Genomic DNA, 25,179 nt, shown 5'->3' with positions numbered 1-25,179 from the left:
TCAACTCACTCGCCGACTACCTCACCAAAGTCAACTCACCAACCACCGATACCTGAGAGCAATTTAGAGCCGCCATTTCTGGCGCAGCACACTAGTGCTGTGGCCGAGTAGGTACACCAGGTCGGTGGTCGAGGCGGTTGGATGGGCGGTGATGTTCGTTCCTCCCTCTGGAGGTGCGGTGGCTGAACCTGTCGGTGTAGCAGCCTGACCGAGCAGGAGGGGCAGAAGCTGCAGCAGATCGTGCACCGGGGCAGCACGACTTCGGTGCGCTATCGGCGCACGATGACGCTGTTGGGCCTCGGCCCGGCCGACGGCCATCGGGTACTGGTCAGCGCCCAACTGATGCAGGCCGATGAAGACATTGTCCGGGACGTGATCCACCGCTTCAACGAGATTCACCTGGCCTGGCCCTGGCCATGCTCGCCCACGCATCCCTGGCCGCCGTCGTAGCCCAGGCCACGGAAAGAGGGGCCGCAGAAACGACCCCACCAGCACCATCCGCTTCACGGTGGCAGAGATCCGCAGACTCCGGGACACTCTTCTGCCCCGCCCCACACCCCGTCTCGGACCAGTCGTCCACGCTCTGACCTGTCCCTCTAACGCAGACAGCGCCAGGCCATCGCCCGCCGGTGCCAGTACGAACGACGAACCAGCTTAGGCAACGATTTCTGACTGGAGTACTAGCGGGCATGGCGCCGATCAGTGCTACGGGCGTGCGCCGGGGCATCAACGCCCGTAAATAGAAGCTGGTTTGACTCGCAGTCTGTCGTCCAATCGTGGCTACGGGTAGCAAACCGATGACCGACTCTCCTAGCATGTCCCCCACTGTCGATGACCCGGTTCGCCGCAGGTGGGTACAGGGTTGCGAGACGTGGGGAGCGAGTCATCGTTGATCTCAGTAGGCCGAGTGTCGCCAGGATGTACGACCACCTGCTGGGCGGTACGGACAACTACCAAGTTGACCGGACTGCCTGTGAAGAACTACTTCGCCTGGCGCCCAGCACACGCGAGTTAGCGCGGGTGAACAGGGCGTTTCTCGTTCGAGCTGTCAGATATCTGGCCCGTCGACACGGCGTGCGCCGCTTCTTGGACCACGGCTCAGGGCTGCCAACGCGACCCAACGTTCACGAGGTAGCGCAAGAGGTCGATCCAAGCAGCGAAATCGTGTACATCGACAATGACCCCATCGTTCTCGGACGTGGGCGCATGATGCTGGCAGAGGACCCTGATACCACAGCCATCCTCAACGCTGATATGCGCGACATCGATATAATCTTCGAGAGCGAGGAAGTCGGACGCTTACTTCGGGACGGGTGTCCCGTAGCGGCCCTGTTCGTGAGTGTTTTGCACTGCATTCCCGATGATGACGATCCGTGGGCGCTGGTGAACAGGGTTGCGGAGATGTTGCCCTCCGGTAGCTACATGGTGATCTCGCATTTGGCCAGCGATGACCCTGAACTGCGGAAGTCGCTGACGCAATTCATGGGGGAAGCGACCGGTGGGCATTGGGGCCGCGTTCGCTCAATAGCAGAGGTCCAAAGACTTTTTGAACATATGGAAGTAATGGAGACCGAAGGCCCGGTTGAGGTCTCGCGTTGGTTGCCGGACAGCGACCTTGCTCCGCGCCAGGGTAGCGCAGAGTGGATTGAATACGGTGCCGTAGCGCGCATCAGGTAACTACTTGGGGCGAGTCGACAGGTCGGCAGCGCACTCCAGCAAGAGTTCGAGTGTCTCCTGCTTTGAGAGCGCCTTGGCCCACCAGTCGTCCATTGATGCCTGATAGCTTTCGACTTCGTCGAGATCATTGATGTAGGTGCCGCCGCGGTTCATTTCTTCCAAGTAGATAATTCTGCTTGTGCTTGTATCGTGCGACGTAAAAAGCGTCATCGCCGGGTGGGGCGGCGCCCCGGATCGTGTGGCGGAGGTCGGCAAGATGCGAATGTGTACCTTGGGCTTGTTCTCGGCAAGGTTGTGGAGCTGGCGGAGCTGTTCGCGCATCACGTTACGGCCGCCCCATTCCTTCCTCACGACCTGCTCGTCGATCAACGCCTCGAACTCGGGCGCATCTGGCTGATCGAGTAGATGTTGGCGCCGTAAGCGCAACTCCAACCGTCGCTCGACGGTCGCGAGGTTCTTCTTCCGCGTCTCAGCTTTAGGATTCTGTCCGTAAAAACCCTTCATGACCGCCCGTGCGTAACCGGCAGTCTGAAGCATCCCGGGAATGAAGATCGCTTGGCAGCTCCTGATTACCTTGGACTGAGCCTCAAGAGCGGAAAGGGTCGTCATGGTTTGGCCAGCGACGTCGTAGTAGTGCGACCACCACTGCTGATCATGGGACTGCTTCATCAGTATCTCCACTTCCTTGAAGACCTCGGGAGGAGCCTGGTAGAAGCGAAGCAAGGCGCCGACGCGCTCCGGCTTATGCGGGTAGAGGACCTTCCCGTCGGAGTCGCAGGGGACTGCCTCGTATCGAGACAGTGTCGGGCCCGAGCCGACGCCTGTGGCCTGTGCGACCACCTGTGCCTGGGTAAACCCACGGCCTTGGCGTAGATGCCGCAGCAGAAGCCCGAGAAGCTGTGCTGCGGCATCCGGCGTTGCAGGGAACGGTTCCCCTTCCCGACCTACAAGGGCCAAAACGCGAGCGAGCATCCGAACTCCTCAGTAACGAACGACGGCGCTCCCGTCGCGCACCAAGGATTAACGGGTAACCGACTCGGACGCAAGTGGCTCCTGTTCTTTTTTAGACAGTCATATCGTTGAACTCGCCCTTAGACGCCCCGTCAACGAATGCCTCCCACTCGGACCGCGTGTAGATGAGTGCCGGGCCTTCAGGGTGCCGCGAGTTGCGGATGGCGAATTCGTTTTCACTGAGCCGTGCAACCTCGACGCAGTCGTTCACCGCATCGCTGGCGGTAGCCTTCTGCCATCGCGCGCCGGCGATCTGGTCGGCTGCCATTCCGTTCTCCCACTTGATCATCCCGTGCCTGCCTTCCGTCCACGTCCAGTGGCGACACCTCGCCACTGCCCTACCTGAGTTAGACACACTCACTCTCTTTTTCACACCGGGTGAAATTTTCACCAGCCGCGAGAACGATCGAAATCCTAGACGGCGATCAGGCTCCACACTGCCCTTCGAACGAATGTTCTCGGCTCGAAGGGAGTCGCTAATCGGATTAGTGGCTTATCCGTCGTGGCGCGTGGCTCGACAGTCGAAGAATGGCTTGAGCTCGCCCGTGGGCTGGGAATGAAGGCGCGGCCGGCGGGATCAATCGACCTCCCGGCCCTCAAGGAACATCGGAGGTGTCTGTCTAAAGGGGGCGGCAGAAACGACACCACCAGGAGCATTGGCTTCACCGTGGCAGAGATCCGCAGACTCCCGGACGGTCTCCTGCCCTGCCCCATACCCCGCCACAGCCCAGTCGCCTGCGCACTGAACTGGTCCTCTGGCGCAGGCAACACCAAGCCATCGCCCGCCGCTGCCACTACCGCCGACGTACACGTGACCGTGAACGCCCCCAGCCGCGTACAGGCGAACGTACAGAGTTCTTGATGCGCGGAGTGCCAACCCCCGGCATGCAGCTGGTCTGGCGTTCGATCATGTCAATGGTGAGGCTGGGCCGGCGGGCGTTGCAGCGCCTTGCCTGTGCAGGTGGGCGACGTGACGCCATAGGAGGACGGCGTAGCGGCGGCGGGCGCACTTGAGCTGCGCTTCCCTGGGCTCGACGTCGGCGATCAGGGCGAGGTCCGGCGGGGAGTGGCTGCCCTCCCTCCCGCGCTGGCAGGCCGGGTCAGGCAAGACCGTCACGGCGGCCCGCAGGGGCACAGCCGTCCGGGCCGACGAGGCGCCCGGGACCCTTGTCTCCCGCGATCTGCCGTATTCACCCGGGCGGCGGCCCCGGAGAGCATAGGATCTCGAAAATATCGATCACGGACCGTGCAGCCCGGGGGACTCCTTCCCGGAGAAGAGGGCACCGCGGCCCCGTCGGCGGGGGAATCTGTGTATTTGGCGCATCTTCGGGTCGAGAACTTCCGGGTCTTCGGAGCAGCGGCCCAGAGCGAGGGCGAGATGGACGCGTCGCTGGACCTTTCGTTCACGGCTGGGACGAACGTGCTGGTCGGCGAGAACGATAGCGGGAAGACGGCGATCATCGACGCGATCCGGCTGTGCCTGCAGACCGCGGCGATGGACTATTACCGGGTCTGTGAGGACGACTTCCACCTCGCGGAGGGCGGGCGGGCGGAGACCTTCACCATTGTATGCGGGTTTACCGCCCTGTCGGCCGAGGAACAGGCGGTCTTCCTGGAATTGCTTACCCACGACCGCGGCGGTGCTGCCTGGCTTTGCGTGACGTTCAAGGCTCAGCGGATGGACCCGGTCCCGAACCGGGTCTCGGTCACCACCCGGACCGGTCCGAATGGCAACGGCCCCGCCCTGGACGGCGCCGCACGCGTGCTCCTGCGCGCCACCTACCTGCGCCCCCTGCGCGATGCGGAGGCGGAACTGCGCTCGGGCCGTGGATCACGGCTGTCCCAGATCCTCGCCAGGTACCCGGCGATGGAGGACCAGGGCGTCAGTGACTACGACCCCGAGGGCGATACCCCTCCCTCCACTTTGGTGGGCATCCTGCGCCGCGCTGAGCACGACATCCGATGCAACGACGCCGTCTCTGATGTGAGCCGGGACATCAACTCGGCTTACCTGCAGCGGTTTGCCATCGGCGATGACGTCCTGCGCGCCAAGGTCAGCGTCGCCACCGACGCGACGCTGGCCCGCGCGTTGGAACGGCTCGAACTGAATCTCTTTGCTGAGTCCGACGAGTGGACGCGCCGCGGGCTTGGCTACAACAATGCCTTGTTTATGGCCGCGGAGCTCCTCCTGCTAGGCAAGAGCGAACTGGCACCTCTATTGCTGATCGAGGAGCCCGAGGCGCACCTCCACCCCCAGCTCCAGACCCGGATCATGGACTTGCTCCGCGACAAGGCCCAGGGTCCACAGGAGGGCGGCAGGGTCCCGGTCCAGGTCATCCTCACCACCCACAGCCCCAACCTCGCTTCATCGACGTCCGTCGAGTGCCTGACCCTCGTCGTCCGGGGTCGCACCTTCCCGCTGCGTCGCGGTATCACGCGCCTGACCGGCGAGGACTATGAGTTCCTGACCCGGTTCCTGGATGTCACCAAGGCCAACATGTTCTTCGCCCGAGGTCTGGCGGTGGTCGAGGGCGACGCCGAGGTGCTCTTTCTGCCTGCTCTCGCCGCGGCCCTGGGCATGCCCTTCGACGAGCATGGCGTCAGCGTGGTCAACGTCGGCCACGTCGGCCTGTTCCGGTACAGCCGCGTCTTCCAGCGCTCCGGGGAGCAGATCCCCCTCCCCGTCGCCTGCATCCGCGACCGCGACCTCGTCCCCGCCGGCACTACAGAGGAGATGCGAGGCGGCCTGAAGTGCTGGGAGGAGATGACGGAGCCGGAGATCGCCGCGCACGTCGCGGGCCTCGCCAGCGACGACGACGGGCCAGTGAAAACCTTCGTGTCGAACTGGTGGACGCTGGAGTACGACCTCGCCGTCGCCTCCTGGACCATGGCCAGGCTGATGCACCGCGCGGTCAAGCTCGCATCCGTTGCAGAACGGTCCTGGCCGGACGCCGCCAAGACCGATCAGGTCATCGCGCGGGCCGACAAGGATGTCGACGAGTGGGAACGCCTGGACCTCACCTTGGAACAGGCTGCCCTGAAGATCTACAGACCGCTCAAGCTCGACAGAGCCAGCAAGTCGATCACCGCGCAGTTTGCCGCGCAACTCCTCGCCTCCACCTCGCTGACGGAAAGTGACGTCCCGCCCTATCTGGTTGCCGCCTTCAGGTACCTGTGCGGCGAGGTGTCCTTGTGACCGGCATCTACCTGTCCGATGCCTTCACCACACACAAGGTTGAAGCCATGGTTAAGCTCCTCGGGCTCGACCCGCTCGACGCCGAGCAGTGGGACTTCCTGCAGAGGGAGACCACACAGGACCTTCAGGCCGCGCCGGGGTCGGGCAAGACCACCTTGATCGGGCTCAAGCTCGCGCTCATGGCCGACGCATGGACCTCCGTGACCTGCGGGGTGTGCGTGCTGTCTCACACCAACACGGCCAAGAGCGAGATCGCCGACCGGGTGGCCTCCCTAGCTGCGGGGCGGAGCCTGCTGCGCTACCCGCACTTCATCGGTACTATCCAGTCCTTCGTGCACACCTTCCTCGCGCTTCCGGCCGTGCGGGCCAGGGGCGTCGAGGTCCAGTCCGTCGACGACGCGGCCTTCGAGACCGCAGCAATCCGGCTCCTGCAACACCCCAACTACTCCACCTTGCGCAGCTTCGTGGAACACCAACGCGATGGCACCGGCATCGTCACCGGGGCAACGTTCACCTACAGGGATGGCGAACTCGTGGTCACCGGCCCGACCAGGGAGCTTCCCTTCGGCGCCGAGACGGCCAGCAGCAAGCAACTGTCCAGCCTCAAGCGGGCTTTGGCTCTCCGCGGTGTCTTCCGCTACCAGGATATGTACGCCATCGCCCAGCAGTACCTCACCAGGCACCCTGGCATCGTCCCGGCCGTCTCCGCGCGCTTCCCGTTCGTTCTCCTCGACGAGATGCAGGACACCAGCGCCACCCAGCACAAACTGCTGGACCTCGTCTTCGCCTCATCGTCCACCGTGGTGCAGCGGGTAGGCGACATCAACCAGAGCATCTACAGTGACGCTGGCGTCATAACTGGATCCGCCTCGGCGTTCCCACTGTCCGGCGCCGCTGAGCTGCCAGTCAGCCGCCGCTTCGGACCGCAGATCGCAGCAGTGGCCAGCCGCCTGGCCGTCCGGCGCCCACAGCACGTCCTCGGAGCCGGTCCCGACGGCCAGGTGGCGGTATTACTGTTCGACGAGGCCACAGCGACCGACGTCGTGCCGACCTTCGAACGTATGGCCGCCGTGATCGTCCCTGAGGACGTCCTCCTCAGGCGTCCGCCGCGTGCGCTGGGCGCGCGGCAAAACCGGGGAAGCTCCCAGGCCTACCCGCAGTCGATCTCCTGCTACGTGCCCGGCTACACTCCACCCGGCCGCCCAACAGCCCACCCCGCCCTGATTGATGCGGCCCGTGCGGCAGGGACCCAGTGGAGGTCCGGCGCGGACAGCCACGAAGCGGTCACCGAGTTGTGGAACGCCCTGCGCGCGTCCTTCACACCCCTGACCGGCGAAGGGCTACCGGCGCTCGGCCGCCTGGAGAGGTCTGCGGCGACCCCCGGCGGCAGGATGCGGATCCTGCTGCGCGAGCTCCTCGTCCACGCAGCCGCGTTCGATCAGGCGCACTGGAGCATGATCACCGAGCAGCTGACCGTCCAAATGACGGTGCTCGCCGATCGGCCGCTGAAGACCGCCGGCCTGGAGTTCACCCCCGCCGCGGCCGAGTCGGCCGCAGCAGCGGGCAGCGTCCCCAGGAACTCCGCCGCAGTGCCAGCAGTGAGGGCCGTACCCGGGACCATCCAGAGTGCGAAGGGCGAGACCCATGCAGCGACGCTGATCCTGGAGTGCCTGGAAAAGAACGGCAAAAAGTTCGACGTGAGTGAGGCGCTCCGCATGGTCGTCGAGGGGAGCGATCCCCAGCGAGAGCTGAAAAGTGTTCAGGCCGCTGTGCAGCTCGTCTTCGTCGGGGCGACGCGCCCCACCCACCTGCTGGTCCTCGCCACCCACCGCGACCGCGGCAAGCGGTACGCGGAGGCAATGATTGACGCGGGCTGGGACGTCCGGGACCTCACCGAGCACTGACCCCTGCATCCGTACCGGCATAGCCGTCTCACCCGCTGGCTGGGGGCCGTCTCCTGGCGCGGTGCCGCGCCGGTGCGCGAGTGGATCGAGACGGAGCTCGCTCCGGCTCCACTCGGCCCGCGTGGAGGGCCTCGGGACGAGGTCCCCGATCAGGTGCGGGTGTGCGAGGAGGTTCGCGAGTTCGTCGCCTTGGCGCGGGCTGGCTCGTATCTCGCGGGGGACCGCCGGGTCTCTCCAAAGGAGCGGACGCGCTGGCGGTCCACCTTCCGCCGCCTGGCTGACGAAGCGCAGGCGGGCTTGGCGGCATCGGACTCGCGTCCGGCCGAGGAGGCGGTGGAGGTGCTGGTCGATCTGGCCTGTTACGTGAAGGGTTACGACTGCTTCCGCTCCGAGGACCCGATGGAAGCGGCGGGGTTCGTCGTCTCCGACGCCGCCGCCGCACTCTGGGGCAGGATGCTGGCCCGGAACGGATCGGCGGTGCTGGCCGAGCGCGCGATGCCGCAGCTGGTCCGCTGGGCTTCCCGTTTCGGCTGGACGCGGACTGAGTTCGGCGCCGTGAGCGAGCGTGAGACCTCGCTCGCCTCGGTCATCGCACGCGTACTGTGCGACCTCGATGCCTGGGTGGCCTGCGCCGACGGGTACCTAAAGGTAACTCGACCGGTTGGTTGAGTCAGAGCCGGTCCGAGCGAGCGGGTCTACGGCTGTGACTCCTCAGCTTCGGAACGTATGCGCCGCACGGGTGATCTGGCGGAGTGGCACGGGATGCCGTTGGAGCGGCTCTCGGACTACGACGCGGCGGACCGCCTCGCCAGGCTGGCTGCGCACCCTGCCTTCACCGGTGCCGAGTCGCTGCTTTTCCAGGCCAGGCTGGCCTGGCGGGACGGCGAGACTGACCGCGCCCGCGCCCTGGTCGGCGAGGCCCTGAGTGAGCTTCCCGGGCATCAGGAGCTGCTGAGGTTCGCGGCCGAGATCGGGGCAGCGCTGCCAGCTCGGGTACAGGGGGCCGCAGGGTAGTTCTCCCGCTGCGGGGCTCGGGTGGGGCGTACCGGAGTCGTGGACGCGCATGCGGTACGCCGGATCCGCCCGTACACGGTGCCGGAAACGGTTGGGGAGCTGACCGGGTCGTGTGCCCCTTTGAATCAAGCAATGTACCGCGCAAATGAGGCCACGTTAGCAATGCCGGAGAGATCAGGATAAGAGTCCCTGACGAGTGCAAAACTTGTGGTACTACGTGCACACGGAGTGTGAGGCAGGGGGGTTGGATGGCGGCTGAGTATGCGTCGCTGCCGACGGCAGTGAAGTACCTGGTGCAGTTGGTGGTGCAGGCACCGGACGGTCTGACACGGGGAGAACTTGCGACAGCGGCCAGTGCCCGGTACGCGCGGTTGCCGGCCGAGCGCATCTCCAAGTTGTTGCGGGAGGCTCTCCATTCGGGTGCTTTGACAGAGCGTGAGGGGCGGCTGAGGGGGCCGGTGCCGGTCGAATGCCTGGCGGAGGCCGCCGTGCTGCTCCGAGCAGATGACTTCCGGGCCGTTTCCCTTGATCTCGAAAGTGTCGTACGGACCACTGCCACCGAGCCGTGGATCGAGCGGCGGATCTTCCAGATCGGGGCCGTGCGCTTGGGCACGGACGAGACATGGGTCCAGGAACAGCCCAGGTTCGAACGCTGGGCCAGACTGCCCGAACCGCCCGAGAGGCCCTGGGAGATCAACGATCCCGCCCGGCGTAAGCGGCATGACGCCGAGGCTGTGGACGTTGGCGAGGCACTGGAGGCGCTTCGTTCCTACTGTGCCGGGGCGGAGATCGTCATCGCGCACAATGGGATGGCTGCGGACTTTCCGCTCCTCGACGAGGAATGCGCGCGCGCCGGACTCGCGGTGCTCGACACCACACGTGCGGACTCCCTGTACATTGCACACGTTCTCCGCCCGACTGACACTAGCCACCGCTTGGCCGACGTCGCGGACGAGTTGGCCACGGATCGTCGCGGGCTGGTCCTCCATGATGCGGTCGACGACGCCGAGTTGCTGGCCCGTTTGCTCCGGAGGGCAGCCCAGACATACGGGCTGTGGCCTGTGGAAAGCCGCGAGTTGCTCGCGGCGGCCTGCGCGGATTCCCCGGCCTGGCGGCTCCTACGCCGGCTTGCCGGTGAGCCGGACCGAACGATGACTCCGTGGACGCCCGCTGACACCGCCGCCGTCATCGGTCGATCCCTTGCCTCCCATGTTCCGCGTCGCGTCCCCGCTACTTGGGTTCAGGCAGGGCGAGGACGGATCGTCGTGGACGAGCGGCTGTGCGGTGCGGACGGTCGGGTGGACCCGACAGCGCTCGCGGCCGTCGTCCATGAGGGCGAGGCTCGGCCGCGTCCAGCACAGCAGGAGATGGCCGCCACGCTGCACGCCTGGTGCGATGCGGCAGTACCAGGCTTGGTGGAGGCGCCCACCGGAACAGGAAAGAGCTACGCGGTGCTCGCCGCCGCGCTTGACTGGCTCGCAGGCGGACTCGACCGCACGGCCGTGATCGCCACCTACACCAAGCAACTCCAGACCCAACTCGCCAAAGACGTCAGAATTCTGGACAAGGCAGTGCAAGGCCTGGCGTCCTCCGCCGATCTGGTCAAAGGTAGCGCCAACCGCATCTCGCTGCGCATTCTCACCAGTGCACTGGCCGAAGCGACGACGGTCGGCAGCGCCGCCGCCGCTCGCGCGGTGGGCGTCAACCGCTTCGTACAGCGCTACGAGTATCGGGAACTGCTCGCCTACATATGGCTCAGGCTCGCCGCATCGCAGGCTCCACCACTCAGTTGGACCGCACGGTCGGTGGACCCGGTGGACATTCCGGCTTATTTCGGGGACAGTGTCGGCTCCGTTCTGCCGCTCTGGTTGCAGTCGCTCTCGCAGAGCTCGGGTGGCGAATACCGGGCCGGTGCCGCCACGCCGCTTGCGGAGCACACCGACGCGGTGCGCGAGGCGCTCGCCTCACACCGTCTGCTTCTCGCCAACCATGCTTTGGTTCTCACCCACCTAGACGACCTACGCGCCCTGCCCGGCGACGTGCTTCTCGTCATCGACGAAGCCCATCAACTGGAGGATGCGGCCACCTCCGCGCTCACGGTTTCACTCAACTACGCGGCTGTCGAAGACCTCGCCGGGGAGTGTGCCGCGTGGCTGAGGGAAGCGCGCCCAGGTGCTTCACGGGACCGTGTCACGGCGACGCTGAGGGAGCTGGAACTGCTCCTGGACCATGAGCAACTGCCGCGTGCCGCAGCCCAGGCATTTGACAGCAGCGGGTCCGGCGGTTCGCACGTTGGAACGCGGACGGTAACCCTCGCCAGCCCGTACAGCGGTAGCTCGGGCGTCCGCGCGGCGCGGGACGTTGAACGGCCGCTGGTTAGCCTCGCCGCCTTGACGCACATGCTCGGGACCGCACTCGCAGCGTACGGTGCCGAGCACGGACATTCGCTGGACTTTTTCGCCCAGGAGCGGCTCGACGCCCTGTACGACCGGGTCAAGGACACGGCCGCTGCTGCACGTGACCTCATTGATGACCTCGATATGGTCCTCGGGCCTCCCGGCACGACAAAGGAGGAGGCTCCGCTACAGATCACGGCCGCAGACGACGCGGAGCAGGACGACACGGCCCCCGCTGACGATGAGGAGACACTGGACGATGAGCCGGAGCAGGGCGTGCTTCCGGTCCTCCCTCCCGTCCCCAATCGCGTTGTTCATGGAGAGGAGTTGGAGGTACCCAGACCGGGCCTGCGGCGTTACCGCTTCCGGCTCTCTTCCAGCCCTGTCGAAATCTCTGCCGACCCAGTCTGGCAGCGCTTCCGCACCGCCTTCGCCCGTAGCTATTACGTATCCGCGACCTTGCGTGTGGCCGGCAGCTGGGACTTTCTAAAGGAACGTCTTGGTCTGCCGCAATCCATAGCCGCAGTCCACCTGCCCACGCCCTTCCGGCTCGGCGAACAGGCCGAACTCGTCTGCCTCGCCGACTTCCCTTCCTGGGCCGAACAACAGGAGGGAGCGATGCGCACCGTTGCCCACCAACTCGCCGGATACGCGGAACAGACCGTGCACCCCGCCTCCGGAGGGGACTTCGGCGGGTGGGACGGGGGTGCTCTTGTTCTGACCACTGCCCGGTCAACGGCGGGCGGCATTGGCGAACTTCTCACCACCGAACTCCGACGGCGCGTTCACGACGCACCCGTACACAACGCCCTGACCCTCGGCAACGGCCGTGCCTTCGCGGACTTCACCGACCGAGAGCACGGCGGCGGATTCCTCGTAGGCACCCGGGGCCTGTGGCAAGGCGTCGATGTTTCGGACGCGCACAGGCTGCGCTTGGTGTGGATCAACAAGCTGCCGTTTGCCCCGTTCGCGGCCCCCATCATTGAGGCCCGCCGGGCTGCGGTGCGGGCACGGGCCGAGGCCGCGTGTGAGGAGGATCCCGACGCGTACGCCACTCGCCACTACTACCTGCCGCTCGCCGCGATCCAGCTTCGGCAGGCTGTCGGGCGGCTCATCCGTTCCGATCAGCACCGGGGCGTAGTCGTCATCTCCGACCGCAAACTCGCCGGACAGTCCGCGCTTCGCCGGGCCTACCGGCAGGCTTTCCTAGGTAGCCTCGAACCCGAACTGCTGCGCCCCGACCCGGTCACGGGGGAGGCAGGTGGCGGCAATGTTGTGCCGATGGCCGAAGGCTGGGCCCGGATCTGGACGTTTCTTGCCCGGAACGGGGTCATATCCGCTGCCCGTGCCGATGAGCTGACCGAACCTGCGGCGCTGCTCGAACACACCCTTCTGCCGCAGACGCGCCGCATCCGAGAGCTCGCCCTGAGCACCGAGGAAGCGGGGGAGCTCCGGTTGGCGGGCACGCTCGCAAAGGAAGTACTGCGACGATCCGCCGAGACTGCCGGTCTGCTGCGCCTGATGGACCAACCGGAAAACTTCCGGCTCAAACCGGCCCAGCAGGCGGTCATCGGTGCCGTAGCGGAAGGACGAAATATCCTTGCCTTGCTGCCCACAGGGTATGGCAAGAGCTTCACGTTCCAGTTGCCCGCCCTGGTGATGCCCGGCGTCACGATCGTCGTGAGCCCACTCGTCGCCCTGATGCAGGACCAGGCGCTCGAATTGAACCGATCCATCGGCGGAGCGGTACGCGCACTGGTGGCGCCGATGCGTGAGTCCAGCAGCCGGGCTGGCAAGACAGAGGTCGCCGAGCAACTTGAGGGCCGCCACAACCACGGCATCAAGATTGTGTACATCAGCCCCGAGCGCCTGTGCCAGAGCCGCTTCAGGGAGCTTGTCCGCGACGCGGTCAAGGCGGGCATCGTCACCCGGATCGCGCTCGACGAGGCCCACACCACGGTGCAATGGGACGACTTTCGGCCGAGTATGGGGCGGGTGGAACGGTTCCTCGCCGAACTGCGCCAGGAGTACGCCCTGCCCGTCACCGCGCTGACGGCCACCGCGAACCGGACTGTCCACGCAGGACTACGCGAAGGGGTGTTTGGGCTCACTGCGGATCCGCCGTCCCTCGGCAGCGAGGCGGAGCGCCATGAGATGGAGCGGCCCGGGGTGAACGGCGCTCTGGTCACGGTGCGCGAAAACCCTATACGGCCGGAACTCGCCCTGTTCCGTCGCATCTTGCAGCGCTCCGGGACACTCACCGCCGCCAGACTTGCCGAGGAGGTGGTGGACGCGATTCGGGACCATGCCGTGCTGTACTGCCTGACGGTCAAGGAGGTAGTGGCTCTCCACGCACACCTGCGGGACTACCTCGGAGACGCCGGAATCCGGGTGCGGCGCTTCCATGGCCGGCTCACGGAGGTCGAAAAGGCGGCAGTCATGACGGAATTCCGGGAAGCACCACGCCAAGGAGAGGAAGGATTCGCCCCACTGGTGGTCGTTGCCACAGCCGCCTTCGGGCTGGGTATCGACCGGGACGACATTCGCACGGTCTTCTGCGTCTCCGCGCCCACCGATATGGCCGCGCTCTACCAGCAGCTCGGCCGTGCCGGACGCGACGTCGCCGGATCCGGCGTCCAGCCAGGGGAGGAGTCACCCAGCAACGACGGTCTCGCCCTGCTCACTGGGCGCGGTCTGCGGACCGTCGCCTGGATGACCGGCACCGATTTGGCACCGGATTTGCTGGAGCGGATGGGCCGGGCCGTACTCGACTGCCGCGGCGGAGTGCTGGACGCGGGGCACATGGCCGACGCGTTCATCGGCCAGGACCTCGCCGTAGGACGCCTCACCGAAGAAGACGCCCGGCTTCCGCGAACCATCGGTGCCTACACCACCGGTGTCATGAGGACGTTCAGTGCCTTGGCCGGCCACGGTCTGATCACGGATCTCGGCGACTTCCCGCCGCGTTGCACCGTCCGCCCCGGGGAACTGTCACCGGACGGTGCAGACGTGGAGGCGGCCGTTGTCGCTGCTGTCCTATCTCTTCCGGGCCGCGCGGAGGCAACAGGCGGGCTCAACCGTGCCGTACTCGATGTCGCACGCCTGGACGTGTGGCTCGCCCGCACGGTCGACGGTTACCGCCTACTGTCGGCCACTCCGGCGGAGACTTGGCAGTTGCTGGCCGATCTGCACGATCGCGGGGCGCTGGACGTGTCCGCGGCACCGAGCCGCCGCCTGGTCACCGGGCTTGAGGTGCGTGGCAGTGGCTTGCCCGGTGGATTCCTGCGTTCTTTCAATGCCCGAGCCAAGCGAGCGGCTCGCGAGACGGCCCTGCTCAGGGACTACTTCGAGGACTCCAGCACGTGCGCCCACCGCAAGTTCGCCGACTACTTCGGTGTCACGGCACTCCCTGATGGATGCTGCACCACGGCATGGAATCGCTGCTCGGCCTGTTGGGAGGATCCGTCCCTGCCGCTCGGTGAAACCCGGCCAGCCGCAGCCCGCGCGTTGTCGACACCAGTGCAGCAACTCCGAGGCACGAGCAACCGGGCTGATGCCGAACACCTGCGCCGCCGCTTGGACGAGCAGGTCTATCGCTTGGTGTGGACGGTCCACCGGGGCCTGCACCCCCGAACTGTCTGGCGGGCTCTGAAAGGCGAGGACTCGTGGTACTCGCCCGTCAAACAGCGCAGCGTCCGGCTTCACCCAGCTCTCTCCAGCAGCCGTCACTTCGGATCTCACGCAGACCTGACCTACCGTCAAGTACAGGACAGCCTGGAACGACTCGCCGCCGAAGAGCGTGTGCTCCCCGACGAGCACCGGTGGCGGGCCGAAGCGCACGTCCGCACCACCAGCACAGCGCCACCCGCAGGAGGTACCTCATGACCGTCATCACACCTGCCGCGGGGACCCAGCTGTGGCGTCCGTATGACGACCTGCCGCTACTCACTCCCGACATGGCAGCAGGACCCGCGGCGACACCTCCTGAGGACGCTGCCCAGCTGGGCCGGTATCTGGCCGCACTGGTGGCGGCACGTCGCTGCCCGGTACATGTTTCCGTCGCGTTCAACGCCGTCTACTTCGGTTACGACGTACACGAAGGCGGCTATCTCGGCGGCCCGCTGGACTTTGAGACCTTTCCGACGGTCAGCCTCGGTGAAGCCGCCGATGCGCTACCAGTGGGGGCAATGGTCAATGTGGCCACAGGAGCGATCCTGATGCCTGCCGAGATCGTCTACAAGGAGGGAGCTCACCCGCAACTCGGTGAGGCTGGGGAAGTGCCTGGTTGGCTGTCGGGTGCGCCCTCAGGAGCCTGTGGCCCGGGAAGGATGGACCCCTTGGCGCAGGCAGTGCTCCATGAACGGTTGGTGATCGACCCCGATGCCTTCGGGGTAGGGCTGTCGGCCGATGCCACCCAGCTGGCACGGATGCGCCGCAAGAGCCGCTGGCTGGACGCTCGTGGCCACCTGGTTGTGGACGCGCAGTATGCCTCGGCGGCCGAGGCCGACCTCAATGACACTGACTACTACGCGCACTTCCTCCTGACCCGGGGCCGAGACCTCATACTCAGCCCGCATGCTCCGGCACCGCTGCCGACTCTGCTGCCTCCTGGTGCCGACGAAGACGCCTTGGCCACCGCGCTGCATGGCCTGCTGGATACGGTGCGCGGGGTGCTGCGGGGAATCGACGAGTTGCGGATGTGCGGCGACTACGCCTTCACCCGCGTGTCCTTGGCGCAGCGCCTTGCGGACGACGGACCGCTGGGAGGGCAGGCACTGGAGGACAAGGCCACGTCGATATCCCGCACTGGTGTCCCCAGCCAGCGCCGAAACCGCGCCCTCGCCCGAACCGTCGGACATACGGCGCTCGGCCCTGCCCTTCTCGCGATGCGGGACACTTCCGGGCTGTTGGACGGAATCGCGTACCCCATCGCGATCTGTCATGCCAACGCCGTGCTCGCCGACTACGTGCGCTGCGACAGCGACGAGGACACCGGGTTGTTGCGCAATGGCGTCCACCTGCGGCTGGACGATCCATGGCAGGGCGGCGGGATATGGCGGGCCGAGCATCCCCACACAGCGCCGGCAGACCGGGCGCCGGATGAACCTTTGGGACTGGGTTGGCAGGACTCTCTGCCGCCACACGCGGCGCAACCCGTTCCTGAGCCTGAGCCCGTATCCCCAGAGCCCGCGACGGGGCCCGTCGAGGATCACGAACAGGGGGAGCGGCCCGACTGGGCTCCTGACGACGAGGATCTGGGCCTCGGCTCGCTCCCCGCGCTTAACGACAGCCAACTGGACTGGATCCAGACCCTGCGTTTGTGGCACACCCTCCAGGATGTGTTACCGCTACCCAACGCCGTTGCCGAGGGGCTCCGCGACGCTGGATGGGAAGGCCGTATCCTTCGCCTCGAACTTGATCACGCTGGCGAGCCACTCGCTGCTGATGATCGGGCCTTCGGCGTGACCCTGGAACGGGACGATAACGGCGTCAGGCTCACTGGTGTCGTCTGGCCGCTGGAATTCTTCCCCGGCATTGTGCTCACCCTCAGCTGGGCTCGCGCCGGAGGCGTCATACGGGCCCGCACTACCCTGCTGCCCGAGCCGGTCGTCATCGACGGCGAGGACATCCGGCACCGCTACGACCCCCAGGTCTTGACCCGTGACCAAGCCCCCGGCAACGCCCGGAAGGACACACGCGGTACCAATGAACTAACCCCCGGGCAGCAGCTCCTGCGAGCGGTACGCATCCTCGGCCTTCTCGACCAGTACGGCCGGGCCCTGCTCCCTGAGGTGTATCTGGCAGAGGCGCTGCGCCGTACGACGCCCGACGGCCACGGCGTGCTCACCCAGCTGGAGGCGGAGGGAGCCATTGGTCCTTTGGTCGCAGCTGGAGAACTCAGCGTGGAGCGAGGCAGTCTCGGAGAGGATGGCCGTGCCCAACATCCCGCCCGTGCCGGGCAACCAGGGATACAACTGCTTTGCTACACCCCGCGTCGGGCGCAGAGGTTCGTCGAATCACCGGTCATGGCGGTCTCGTCCACCGATCGTCTGCAGCCGCGAGGCCATCGTGTCCACGGCCACTTGCGGAGGATCGGACATCTTGGCCGCCAGCCCAGCGACAAACAGCGCGCCGCGTACCGCGAGGACATGCGGCGTTGGGGTCTGGTCGGAAGCCTGGAGATCCCGCGGGGATACACATACATCCCTGATCACCACCGGGGCGGCTGAGCCGTCCCGAAACCCCTCCCGCATCAATCAGCTAGTTGAACACCCGTACCGGAGCCGCCCGTGACGAAGAACCGCATGCCCCGCCCTCTCGACTGCAGCGACGAAATGGCCTACCCGGTGTTCCCCGCTGAGGAATCTGTCGGCGGCGCGGACACCAAGCAGCTCAATGACGCCTTGAAGGAGCTGGCCGCCGCCCTAACGGCCGTACCAGATGCCTTCGAGCCAGCCATCACGGACCTCACCCCGTCGGATATCGGCGCAGTGTTGAATGCGATGCCCGTCATGGAGCGCAAGCACGCCTTGGGCGCACTGCGGATCCCGCTCAGCGGGGACAAGGTCAACGGTCCGCTGTGCCGTGATGTACTGGCCCGGCTCCGGCAAGATACGGCTTCTCCACGCGTTCGGCATGCGTTGCGGCACCTCACCATGCCGGTCCAAGCCCAACTCTTCCAAAGCATGGTGCCGGATGACCTGCTTCCGCCTGATGAGGCGCGGGAGTCGCAGTGGAGCAGACCGCTGTTGCGTCTCTGTCTGTGGTCCCGCGCGCGGGTCAGCGTCGGGGATGCGTACCTCTGGCAGTGGGCCCTAACTGAGGCCGGGCTGGAGGAAGGACTGGACGCGGTGGCCGTTGCGGCAGCCGCGGCAGCCGCCACCGCAGTCGTCGATCTGACGCCGGAGAAGCCTTGTGTCTCATGCGCTGAGGTGGCCGAGCCCGATCGGGAGCAGAGCGCGTCGGTCGATCACGTGGAGAGCTACGATGAGGCCCTGTCCCAGCTGATGATGACTGTCTCCGAGCTGACGGAAGCTGCTGCCGGAGCACAGGAGTCGGCCGAGAGGATCGCAAGCGCGGTGGCGGCTGCTACCCGCCCGGACGACACCGATCTTGAGGTGATCAGCAAGCTGGCTGCATCGTTCGATACCTCATTGGCGGCATTCCCGGAGCTCGGTCTGCCCCAGCCGGCTGCACGGGTGGATGCCATTGAGGCCGCCGCCGAAGATGCTGCCACTCGGGTCGGTGACGGGGTACTGCGCACAGAACTGCGAGCCGTCCTAGGGCTGCGAGCGGTGGCCGGATCCGTGGCAGAGCCACTGCTTGGGGAGGCCCAGCGCCACACTAGAGAGCTCTTGGCCGACGTGTCCTGGCTCCAGGACCACCGACAGCGGGCCGAAGCGATGACGGCCCTGCTGGGACTTATCCGGATGAATGGCCAAGGGGTGGATCCCCAGGCGCTGTTTGCCCTGCAGGGGAGTTGGATGGCTGGTTTTCCGGAATTGGCCCAGCTTGCTGTGTGTATTCCTCTGCTGTCCGAGCAGGGTGCACTGGCCGAGGAAGCGACTGCCCCGCTGGACGTGGCGTCGCAGCGTCGGCCGGAAGGCAGCATGCAGGGGATTGTCCCTGTGCCAGCAGCAGTCCTTGACGATCGAGTGGTCCCTGATCCCGGGCCGTTGTTGGCCGCTGGTGGGATCGGGAGCGAGGAAGAGGTGCCAGCAGCCCCGGTGCTGGTTGCCGACAACAACTTGGGCAATGTCGTGAACGCGCCTACGAGTGAGCTGGTCGTGGCGCCTCCGGCGGAGACCAGGCCCGTGTCAACCGAGCTGCCTGGCAAAGAAGCCGGAACCGTGATCGAAGACCCTGCAGTCGAAGTCGTCGTGGCCCTGCTCCCGGCTCAGCGCTACGGTCTCGCCGCCCATGTCGCCTCGGTCGCCGGTTGGCCCGAGCAGCGGCAGGCTGCTCTTCGGATTGCTGCTTACGCGTACGATCTGCGTAACGAGGCAGGGGGTTGCGCCGCCGGTCTGAGTAAGGAAATGTCCGAACTCGATGCCGAGGCCGTGGCAGTGGACTGGCCTACCGCAGCTCTCGTCGTGCCCGCCGTCATTCGTGCCGCACTCATCACCGGCGAGCACACTGCCGGTGCGTTGCTGCACACCCTGGCGCCCCGGCTGGAAGAAAATTTCGGCACGTTCGCCCGGGAAGTGGCGGATCGGGCCCTGTCTGGTGCACTTCTGCACTGCCCGCCACTGACCGTTGTCGAGGATGTGGCAGCCACCGAGCGGGAGTTGGAGCGGGCGCGAGCGGCCTGCCGGGACGCGCTGCGCAAGCCTGCCGGATTCCGTTTTCCCCGGGCAGGTGGCATCGCCAAAAAGTGGCTCGCCAAGGACGGACTACTGGGCGCCATCCTGAGCAAGGCCGCGGCGGACGAGCGTGATGCCTTGCCTGAGCTTGTAGACGCGGTACACCGGCTGCTCAGGCCCGATGTGATTCGCGTTGAGCTGGACACCATGGATCGTGAACTGATGAACCCCGGTGGCAAGCCGTTGGAAGGCCGGTCGCGGCAGGATCTGCTGCGGCTGGTGTCGACGCGGCTTCAGCCAGTCGAGCATTGGATTGCTGCAGCCCGGGCATTGCCCAAAATACGTTCCCAGGACCTCGGCTGGAGCCGGGGCGAGGTCTCTGCCCTGCGTGCTGGAGCGATGCAGCGAAAGGATGCTGCGCTGGCGGCCATGAGCAGGCGAGCGGCACAGGAGGTCGATCCGCTCAGTCGTGCGGCCTGCCAGGCGGCACTCGCTTCCCTCCAGCTGACCTTCGCGCTGCTTGCGGGACACGAGCGCTTGTCGGCTGATGAGCGCCCGCCCGGTCTGGTACTCGACTCCGAACTCCTCAAAGTCCCTGGGACTCGCGTGTCAGCGGGCATCTACGAGATCCACCTGCCCCCGACTACGTTGGCTGATCTCGCCGCGGCAGCTGTAAGGACATGGCCCGAAGCAGTACGACGGCAGATGGCGGGAGAGCACTACGACACGGTCGACTATCTACTGGACTGTGCGAAAAGGCAGTTGCTGGACCCTGCCACCGGTGCCGAGGCGGAGATGATCTTCGAAGAGCTGCGCCGGGAGAGCAGGGCGGCCCGCCAGCGCAGCACCGATGCGCTCGCGAGCATTCACGAAGCCCTGGATGCTGATCTGCGCCAGGCGCGCCTTCACAATGCGGTGTCCTCGGATCAGGAGCGTGAACTGGACCGCTGTCTCCAGGCGACGGCTGGGCTTGAGCGCGGTGATTTAGGTGCCGTACGGGCTGAACTCGGCGACGTGGCGGGGAAGCTCAAGGAACACTGGGCACGATGGGAGGGCGTCCTGCGGGCCAGGCTCGACGCGCTCCGTGCCGTGGACGCCACCGCACTGAAGAAGGTAGAGCGCGAGCTGGCGGCAGGGCAGTTCGGCGATGCCGAGGTGATGATCGCCCAACTGGAGGCGGATGGTGTCCTCGCGCAGATCGGCGGCCGACGTGAGCTCGACATCTTCTTCCCCCGAGTCCCTGAGACGCTGCCCAAGGGAATCACCCGTGACCTGGTCGCGGTCGTACGTAGCCGTGGCTGTGTCGAAGGGCTGCCGGAGCTGGACTATTCCCAACTGTCGGAAGAGAACGCCGAACGTGCGGCGGAAGCGCTGGACAACTGGTCCGCCATGGGGAGGCGGGCAGCCGCACAACGACAGCAGGGCCTCAAGGAGAGCGAACTGCTGATGCCGGCTCTGCGGCTGATCGGGTACAGCAGTCTCCGCAGCCCACTGCGCCGTGATGATCTGCGCAAGGGGTCGGACTACCGGTTTCTCGACCTGCCGGATGTCCGCTCGACCGGCGATGCCCACGTACCGGCCTTCGGCTCAGAACTAGGGCGCCGACTGCGGATCATGCTCGTATGGGGGCAGCCGGCTCCGGAACTGCTGCTGAGTTATGCGGACCACGACTCCGGACGGGAGAGCTTGCTCGTCGCCTATTTCGGCACGATGTCGACGAGGGACCGGGCCGCCCTGGCCGTGCACTGTGTCGGTCGCCGTCCGATCGTGGTCCTGGATGACGCGGCGCTCGTTTATCTCGCGGCGCACGGAAAACGCGGTCTCGATACCGCGATGAGCATCCTGTTGCCCTTCTCCGGCGTCAACCCGTATATCAGCCAAAAGCGGGGGCGCGTCGCGAAGGAAATGTTTTTCGGCCGGGAGGGAGAGGTAAATGCTCTCCAGGACCCTAAGGGCACACAGGTGGTCTTCGGCGGACGAGGGCTCGGTAAGTCGGCTCTTCTAAAGGAGGTGGGGCAGGCGTTTGAGAAAGCCGGCACTGCCAATGGCACTGACCAGATCAGTCTCCTGCTAAGCCTGGATTCAGTCGATTTTCGAGGTTCGGCCACTTCGGCGACCGTGTGGCAGGAGATCAGCAGGAAGCTTGAGGGGCGTGGGATCACGCTGCCGAAGCGGACCAGGTCCACCTCTGGCATCACGCATGCGCAGGTCCAAGATGCGATCCAGATCTGGCTGCGCGAGGACGACCGACGAAGGCTCCTCATCTTGCTCGACGAGGCCGATAAATTCTTCGACTGCGACTCTCCCGAATTCCTCGAGACACGTCGGCTTCGTGATCTGGGGCAGGAAGATGACGGCAGGGTCAAGGTGGTCTTTGCCGGGCTGCACTCCGTGCAGCGTTATGCGAAGGTCGCTCGGAACAGCCCGTTCAGTCACCTGGCTCAGCAGCCCACTGTCGTGGGACCGCTCGATCCTCAGGATGCGGCGAACCTGCTCGGTACGCCTCTCGCTGTGCTGGGATACCGGTTTGAGGAGGATAATCTGGTACATCGAATTCTCGGCTACTGCTCTTATCAGCCGTTCCTACTCCAGATGTTCGGGCATCGGTTGGTGGAGACGATGCATAAGCGGCGTGCGGAGGAAAATTGCGGAACCCCTCCCTTCATCATCACCAGGGCGGATGTTCAGGCAGTGCACGGTGATACTGGTTTGCGACAGGGGATCACGTCAGCATTTCGGGACACCCTCATGCTCGACCACCGGTACAACGTGATCGCTAATGTGCTTGCCTACCACGCTCACGAGCGCGGAATCCAGTCGCGCATGAGCCAGTCGGAGTTGCGCGACGAATGCGTGTCCTGGTGGCGGGCCGGATTCAGCGGACTGGACGCCGAGGCATTTCGAGCGTATCTGGCTGAGATGGAAGGGCTGGGTGTACTCGCTCCGGACACCGGTCTCGGCTGGCATCTGCGCAGCACCAATGCCTTGAGCATGATCGGCAATGTGGGCGAGGTCGAGAGCCAGCTAATCAACGCTGAACACGGGATCGTTCCCGAGGAGTTCGCAGCGTTGGAGGCGCGGCCCCGATTGGGGGAGGACTCGTATGCTCCTTTGACCACCAGCCAGGTCGCAGACGTTCTCGGCGGCGACGGCAATCAGGTGCGGGTAGTGATCGGCAGTACCGCCACCGGTGTTGAGCACGTCACGCCCGCGCTACGCGACCTTACGTTTAGGGCGTCGGGATGGGTCGTTCCGAGCATCAGGAATCGAGGTGACTTCGCGCGTGAACTGTCGGCGGGAATGGCGAGTGACAAACGTGTGGTGTTGGACGATCTGACGGTCAAATCACCTAATTCCGCAGCGTGCTTGGTGTCGGTCGAGGCCGCTCTCCACCAAGTGCCGACCGCATCCGGAGTCATGAGATCGGTGGTGATCGTCGCAGGTCAGGGTCAGCTTTCGCTGTGGCGTGACCTGTTGTCGGGCCGCATCCAGGATTCGTCCCTCGACGTGGTTGTACTCCGTCGCTACAGCCGGAATGGGTTGCGTGCCTGGGCTCTGGAACAGCAGCGGTTCACCGACAGCGAGCATCTCGAACATCTGGTCCAGGCGACTGGGGGCTGGCCGGTCCTCGTGGAACAGATCGCCGAGCGCTTGCGCGAGGGACTCACCGAACGGAAGGCATTGGCCCGGTTCCGCGAACGTCTGGCCAAGCCGAGCGAATGGCGGACCTTTGTGGAGGCGGTCGGGCTCGGTGAGGGGCGGGAACTCTCTGCCGCTTACACATCAATCCAGCGATATATGGGATCGAGCGGTCTCAACCGAGGAGAACTCGTCGACGCCGTCGCGGAGGTCCTGGGCGACGAAACTGCCAGGGAAAGTGTTGAGTGCCTCAGGGCCATGCAGGTCTTCGAAGAGAGCAGCCCCGGTCGCTTCTCCTTGGAGCCGGTATTGGACTCGTGCTGGCGGCAGCTGTACGAGTGACGACACGTAGCGGCTGCACGGGGTCCGACCCTCGATCAGGGGGACACAGTGCCGGACCGGGCGAGGGGGGAGCTTGTAGAAACTCTACAGTGGCCTCCGCTTGTCTCGCCGGCCGGTTGACAGGGTCGTTGGGGGCCCAGCTCCAGTCTCGTTGGTAGGCCGGCGACAACCCCTTCGGTGGACAGCCGGTGGACAGACGCCTTTGGACCGTGCATCACGGGGCGGCACAGGTCAACTTGTTGCATGTGCTCTGATCAGGTCAAACGTCACCACACAGCACAACGAGGCATTACACGACATGATCGCTCACGGTCTCGTAATGCGTAGGTCTCGGGTTCGAATCCCGAAGGCGGCTCTGCGAAACCCCAGGACTCACTCGCCGTGACCTGGGGTTTTGTGCTTTCCAAGATCAATCCGTAGTGGTAGGGCAACCTTTCTGAGGCGCCATGATCGCCTCCGGTGGACAACCGGTGGACAGGCGGACGGCGAGCGTGCAGACCGGTGGACAAGCGGGTGGCCGCCGACGAGGGAAGGAGGGCGATTCCGGGACCGCATCCGCAGTCGCCGGGCAGCGCTCCGTTGCGAGCGGTATTGGGGGGTTCCTATAAACAGGCGGTGTCACGGCGCCGCTTTGTGGAGATTCGGTCGCTCAGAAGATCACGGTGGAGGACGGTTGTGAACGTGATGCGCTTCGACGCAGAGGCCGGCGAGTTCGTCCTTGGCGTCCGGGAGGAGAGCGTGCAGCTTCTGCGGGGCATGGGCACGATCTGTCTCCAGATGGGGCTTGAGGTGAAGGCGCCTACCGCGACGAAGGCTGGCAGGGTCCTGGCGCTGCAGACCGACCTGTACGGGATCGGAAACTCCTACCAGCGGATGCTCGTCGGAAGGGGCACTGAATTGCTCTCGTTTACGCCCGAGACGGGAGTCGAGCGCCCGGTCCTCAAGTTTCTCCTCACCTCGGCCCAGCTCCACGCCATCAACGAGGCCCGCGACGGTGACCTTCGAATGGAACTGGAGGTCACCGGCACGCTTCCGCAAGCCCCCGGCTTCCCCGGCAGCACGAAGGAGGTTCTGCACTTTAGCGTGGCCAAGAGCCGTTGGATCGATCAGATCACCGCCCTCGGTCCCGCGGTCGCGTTCGAGATGCAGGTTCCGTTCCCGCTAGAGGACGACCCCCGCGCGGAGCCCGCCCGGCACCTGCGTGCTGCCCAGCGCCGACTTCTGGACGGTGACATCGACGGCGCGATCCTGGAGGCCCGTCGCGCGCTGGAATGGGTCAAAGTCCACAGCGGCTGGATGTGGCCCGGCGGCAAGGACAGATTGCAGCGCACACAGGAGGAACGCTGGGCCTGGATCCGTTTCGCCGTTGAGGACCAGACGAGCGCAGCGGTGCATAAGGACGCGGTGACGTCGGCATTCTCGTACAGCCGGGACGAGGCGAAAGCGTTGATCGCCATCGCCGCAGCGTTGTTGACGGTCGTGGACGGACCCGTCTGAGCGTTCCGAGCGGGTTCGTGAACCGGCTTCACGCACAGGCCGGAGCCCCGGTCAGCTTCCCTCTGACCGGGGCTCCTCCTCCGTCCACCGTCAGGCGGGACGATTCTGCTGTGAGGCGTCGTTCTTGCGTGGCGGCGCCATCCTCGGCAGCCGAGCCGCCGGGTCTGCCTGCGGCATGACGTCGGGAACAGCCGCGAGCG

At 65.6% G+C, this 25,179-nt stretch carries 12 protein-coding genes and 1 pseudogene; 10 read left to right on the top strand and 3 right to left on the bottom strand.

The window, feature by feature from the left end; genetic code table 11:
- Positions 1–63 precede the first annotated feature (63 nt).
- Entirely contained in the window at positions 64–399 is a 336-nt protein-coding gene (locus tag FHS42_RS39460) for a hypothetical protein (protein WP_184580369.1), read from the bottom strand.
- 5 nt (positions 400–404) lie between these two features.
- Here FHS42_RS39460 and FHS42_RS39455 point away from each other — a divergent pair.
- Positions 405–587, top strand: a pseudogene (locus tag FHS42_RS39455) (IS701 family transposase); the annotation flags it as partial.
- 244 nt (positions 588–831) lie between these two features.
- Positions 832–1,677, top strand: coding sequence for an SAM-dependent methyltransferase (locus FHS42_RS35435; protein WP_184580368.1), 846 nt, complete (start codon positions 832–834; stop codon positions 1,675–1,677).
- Here the strand turns inward: FHS42_RS35435 and FHS42_RS35430 are convergent, their stop codons facing one another.
- Both FHS42_RS35430 and FHS42_RS35425 read right to left on the bottom strand, forming a co-directional pair.
- Positions 1,678–2,649, bottom strand: coding sequence for a helix-turn-helix domain-containing protein (locus FHS42_RS35430; RefSeq protein WP_184580366.1), 972 nt, complete (start codon positions 2,647–2,649; stop codon positions 1,678–1,680).
- A gap of 91 nt (positions 2,650–2,740) precedes the next feature.
- Positions 2,741–2,977, bottom strand: coding sequence for a DUF397 domain-containing protein (locus FHS42_RS35425; RefSeq protein ID WP_184580364.1), 237 nt, complete (start codon positions 2,975–2,977; stop codon positions 2,741–2,743).
- A 1,026-nt stretch (positions 2,978–4,003) separates the two neighbouring features.
- On the opposite strand from FHS42_RS35425, the gene FHS42_RS35420 reads away from it, so the two are divergent.
- The 8 genes from FHS42_RS35420 to FHS42_RS35385 all read left to right on the top strand — a co-directional run bounded on the left by FHS42_RS35420 (position 4,004) and on the right by FHS42_RS35385 (position 24,979).
- Positions 4,004–5,884: an ATP-dependent nuclease gene (locus FHS42_RS35420; protein WP_184580362.1), complete on the top strand. Its 1,881-nt coding sequence runs from the start codon at positions 4,004–4,006 to the stop codon at positions 5,882–5,884.
- Positions 5,881–7,788: a UvrD-helicase domain-containing protein gene (locus FHS42_RS35415; protein WP_184580360.1), complete on the top strand. Its 1,908-nt coding sequence runs from the start codon at positions 5,881–5,883 to the stop codon at positions 7,786–7,788. Before FHS42_RS35420 ends, FHS42_RS35415 begins: the two co-directional genes overlap by 4 nt.
- Before the next feature lie 72 nt (positions 7,789–7,860).
- Positions 7,861–8,457: a hypothetical protein gene (locus tag FHS42_RS35410; protein ID WP_184580358.1), complete on the top strand. Its 597-nt coding sequence runs from the start codon at positions 7,861–7,863 to the stop codon at positions 8,455–8,457.
- A 57-nt stretch (positions 8,458–8,514) separates the two neighbouring features.
- A complete protein-coding gene (locus FHS42_RS35405; protein WP_184580356.1) occupies positions 8,515–8,802 on the top strand; it encodes a hypothetical protein in 288 nt (95 codons plus the stop codon).
- Between the two features lie 248 nt (positions 8,803–9,050).
- Positions 9,051–15,083 (top strand): DEAD/DEAH box helicase, encoded by a 6,033-nt coding sequence (locus FHS42_RS35400; RefSeq protein WP_184580354.1) that lies wholly within the window; start codon positions 9,051–9,053, stop codon positions 15,081–15,083.
- Positions 15,080–17,428 (top strand): hypothetical protein, encoded by a 2,349-nt coding sequence (locus FHS42_RS35395; protein WP_184580352.1) that lies wholly within the window; start codon positions 15,080–15,082, stop codon positions 17,426–17,428. Before FHS42_RS35400 ends, FHS42_RS35395 begins: the two co-directional genes overlap by 4 nt.
- A 60-nt stretch (positions 17,429–17,488) precedes the next feature.
- Positions 17,489–23,482, top strand: a complete 5,994-nt coding sequence (locus FHS42_RS38915) for an ATP-binding protein (protein WP_184580350.1) — start codon at positions 17,489–17,491, stop codon at positions 23,480–23,482.
- Between the two features lie 675 nt (positions 23,483–24,157).
- Positions 24,158–24,979, top strand: coding sequence for a hypothetical protein (locus FHS42_RS35385; RefSeq protein WP_184580348.1), 822 nt, complete (start codon positions 24,158–24,160; stop codon positions 24,977–24,979).
- Positions 24,980–25,179 lie beyond the last annotated feature (200 nt).

The organism is Streptomyces zagrosensis, from assembly GCF_014203645.1.
Taxonomy (GTDB): Bacteria; Actinomycetota; Actinomycetes; order Streptomycetales; family Streptomycetaceae; genus Streptomyces; species Streptomyces zagrosensis.
Note: the sequence above shows the minus strand (reverse complement) of the source record. Positions and strands in the feature narration are given on the sequence as shown.

Coding starts and splice junctions, on each gene's coding strand:
- FHS42_RS35435 (WP_184580368.1), top strand. CDS start 832: ATGACCCGGTTCGCCGCAGGTGGGTACAGGGTTGCGAGACGTGGGGAG.
- FHS42_RS35430 (WP_184580366.1), bottom strand. CDS start 2,649: ATGCTCGCTCGCGTTTTGGCCCTTGTAGGTCGGGAAGGGGAACCGTTC.
- FHS42_RS35425 (WP_184580364.1), bottom strand. CDS start 2,977: ATGATCAAGTGGGAGAACGGAATGGCAGCCGACCAGATCGCCGGCGCG.
- FHS42_RS35405 (WP_184580356.1), top strand. CDS start 8,515: ATGCGCCGCACGGGTGATCTGGCGGAGTGGCACGGGATGCCGTTGGAG.
- FHS42_RS35400 (WP_184580354.1), top strand. CDS start 9,051: ATGGCGGCTGAGTATGCGTCGCTGCCGACGGCAGTGAAGTACCTGGTG.
- FHS42_RS35395 (WP_184580352.1), top strand. CDS start 15,080: ATGACCGTCATCACACCTGCCGCGGGGACCCAGCTGTGGCGTCCGTAT.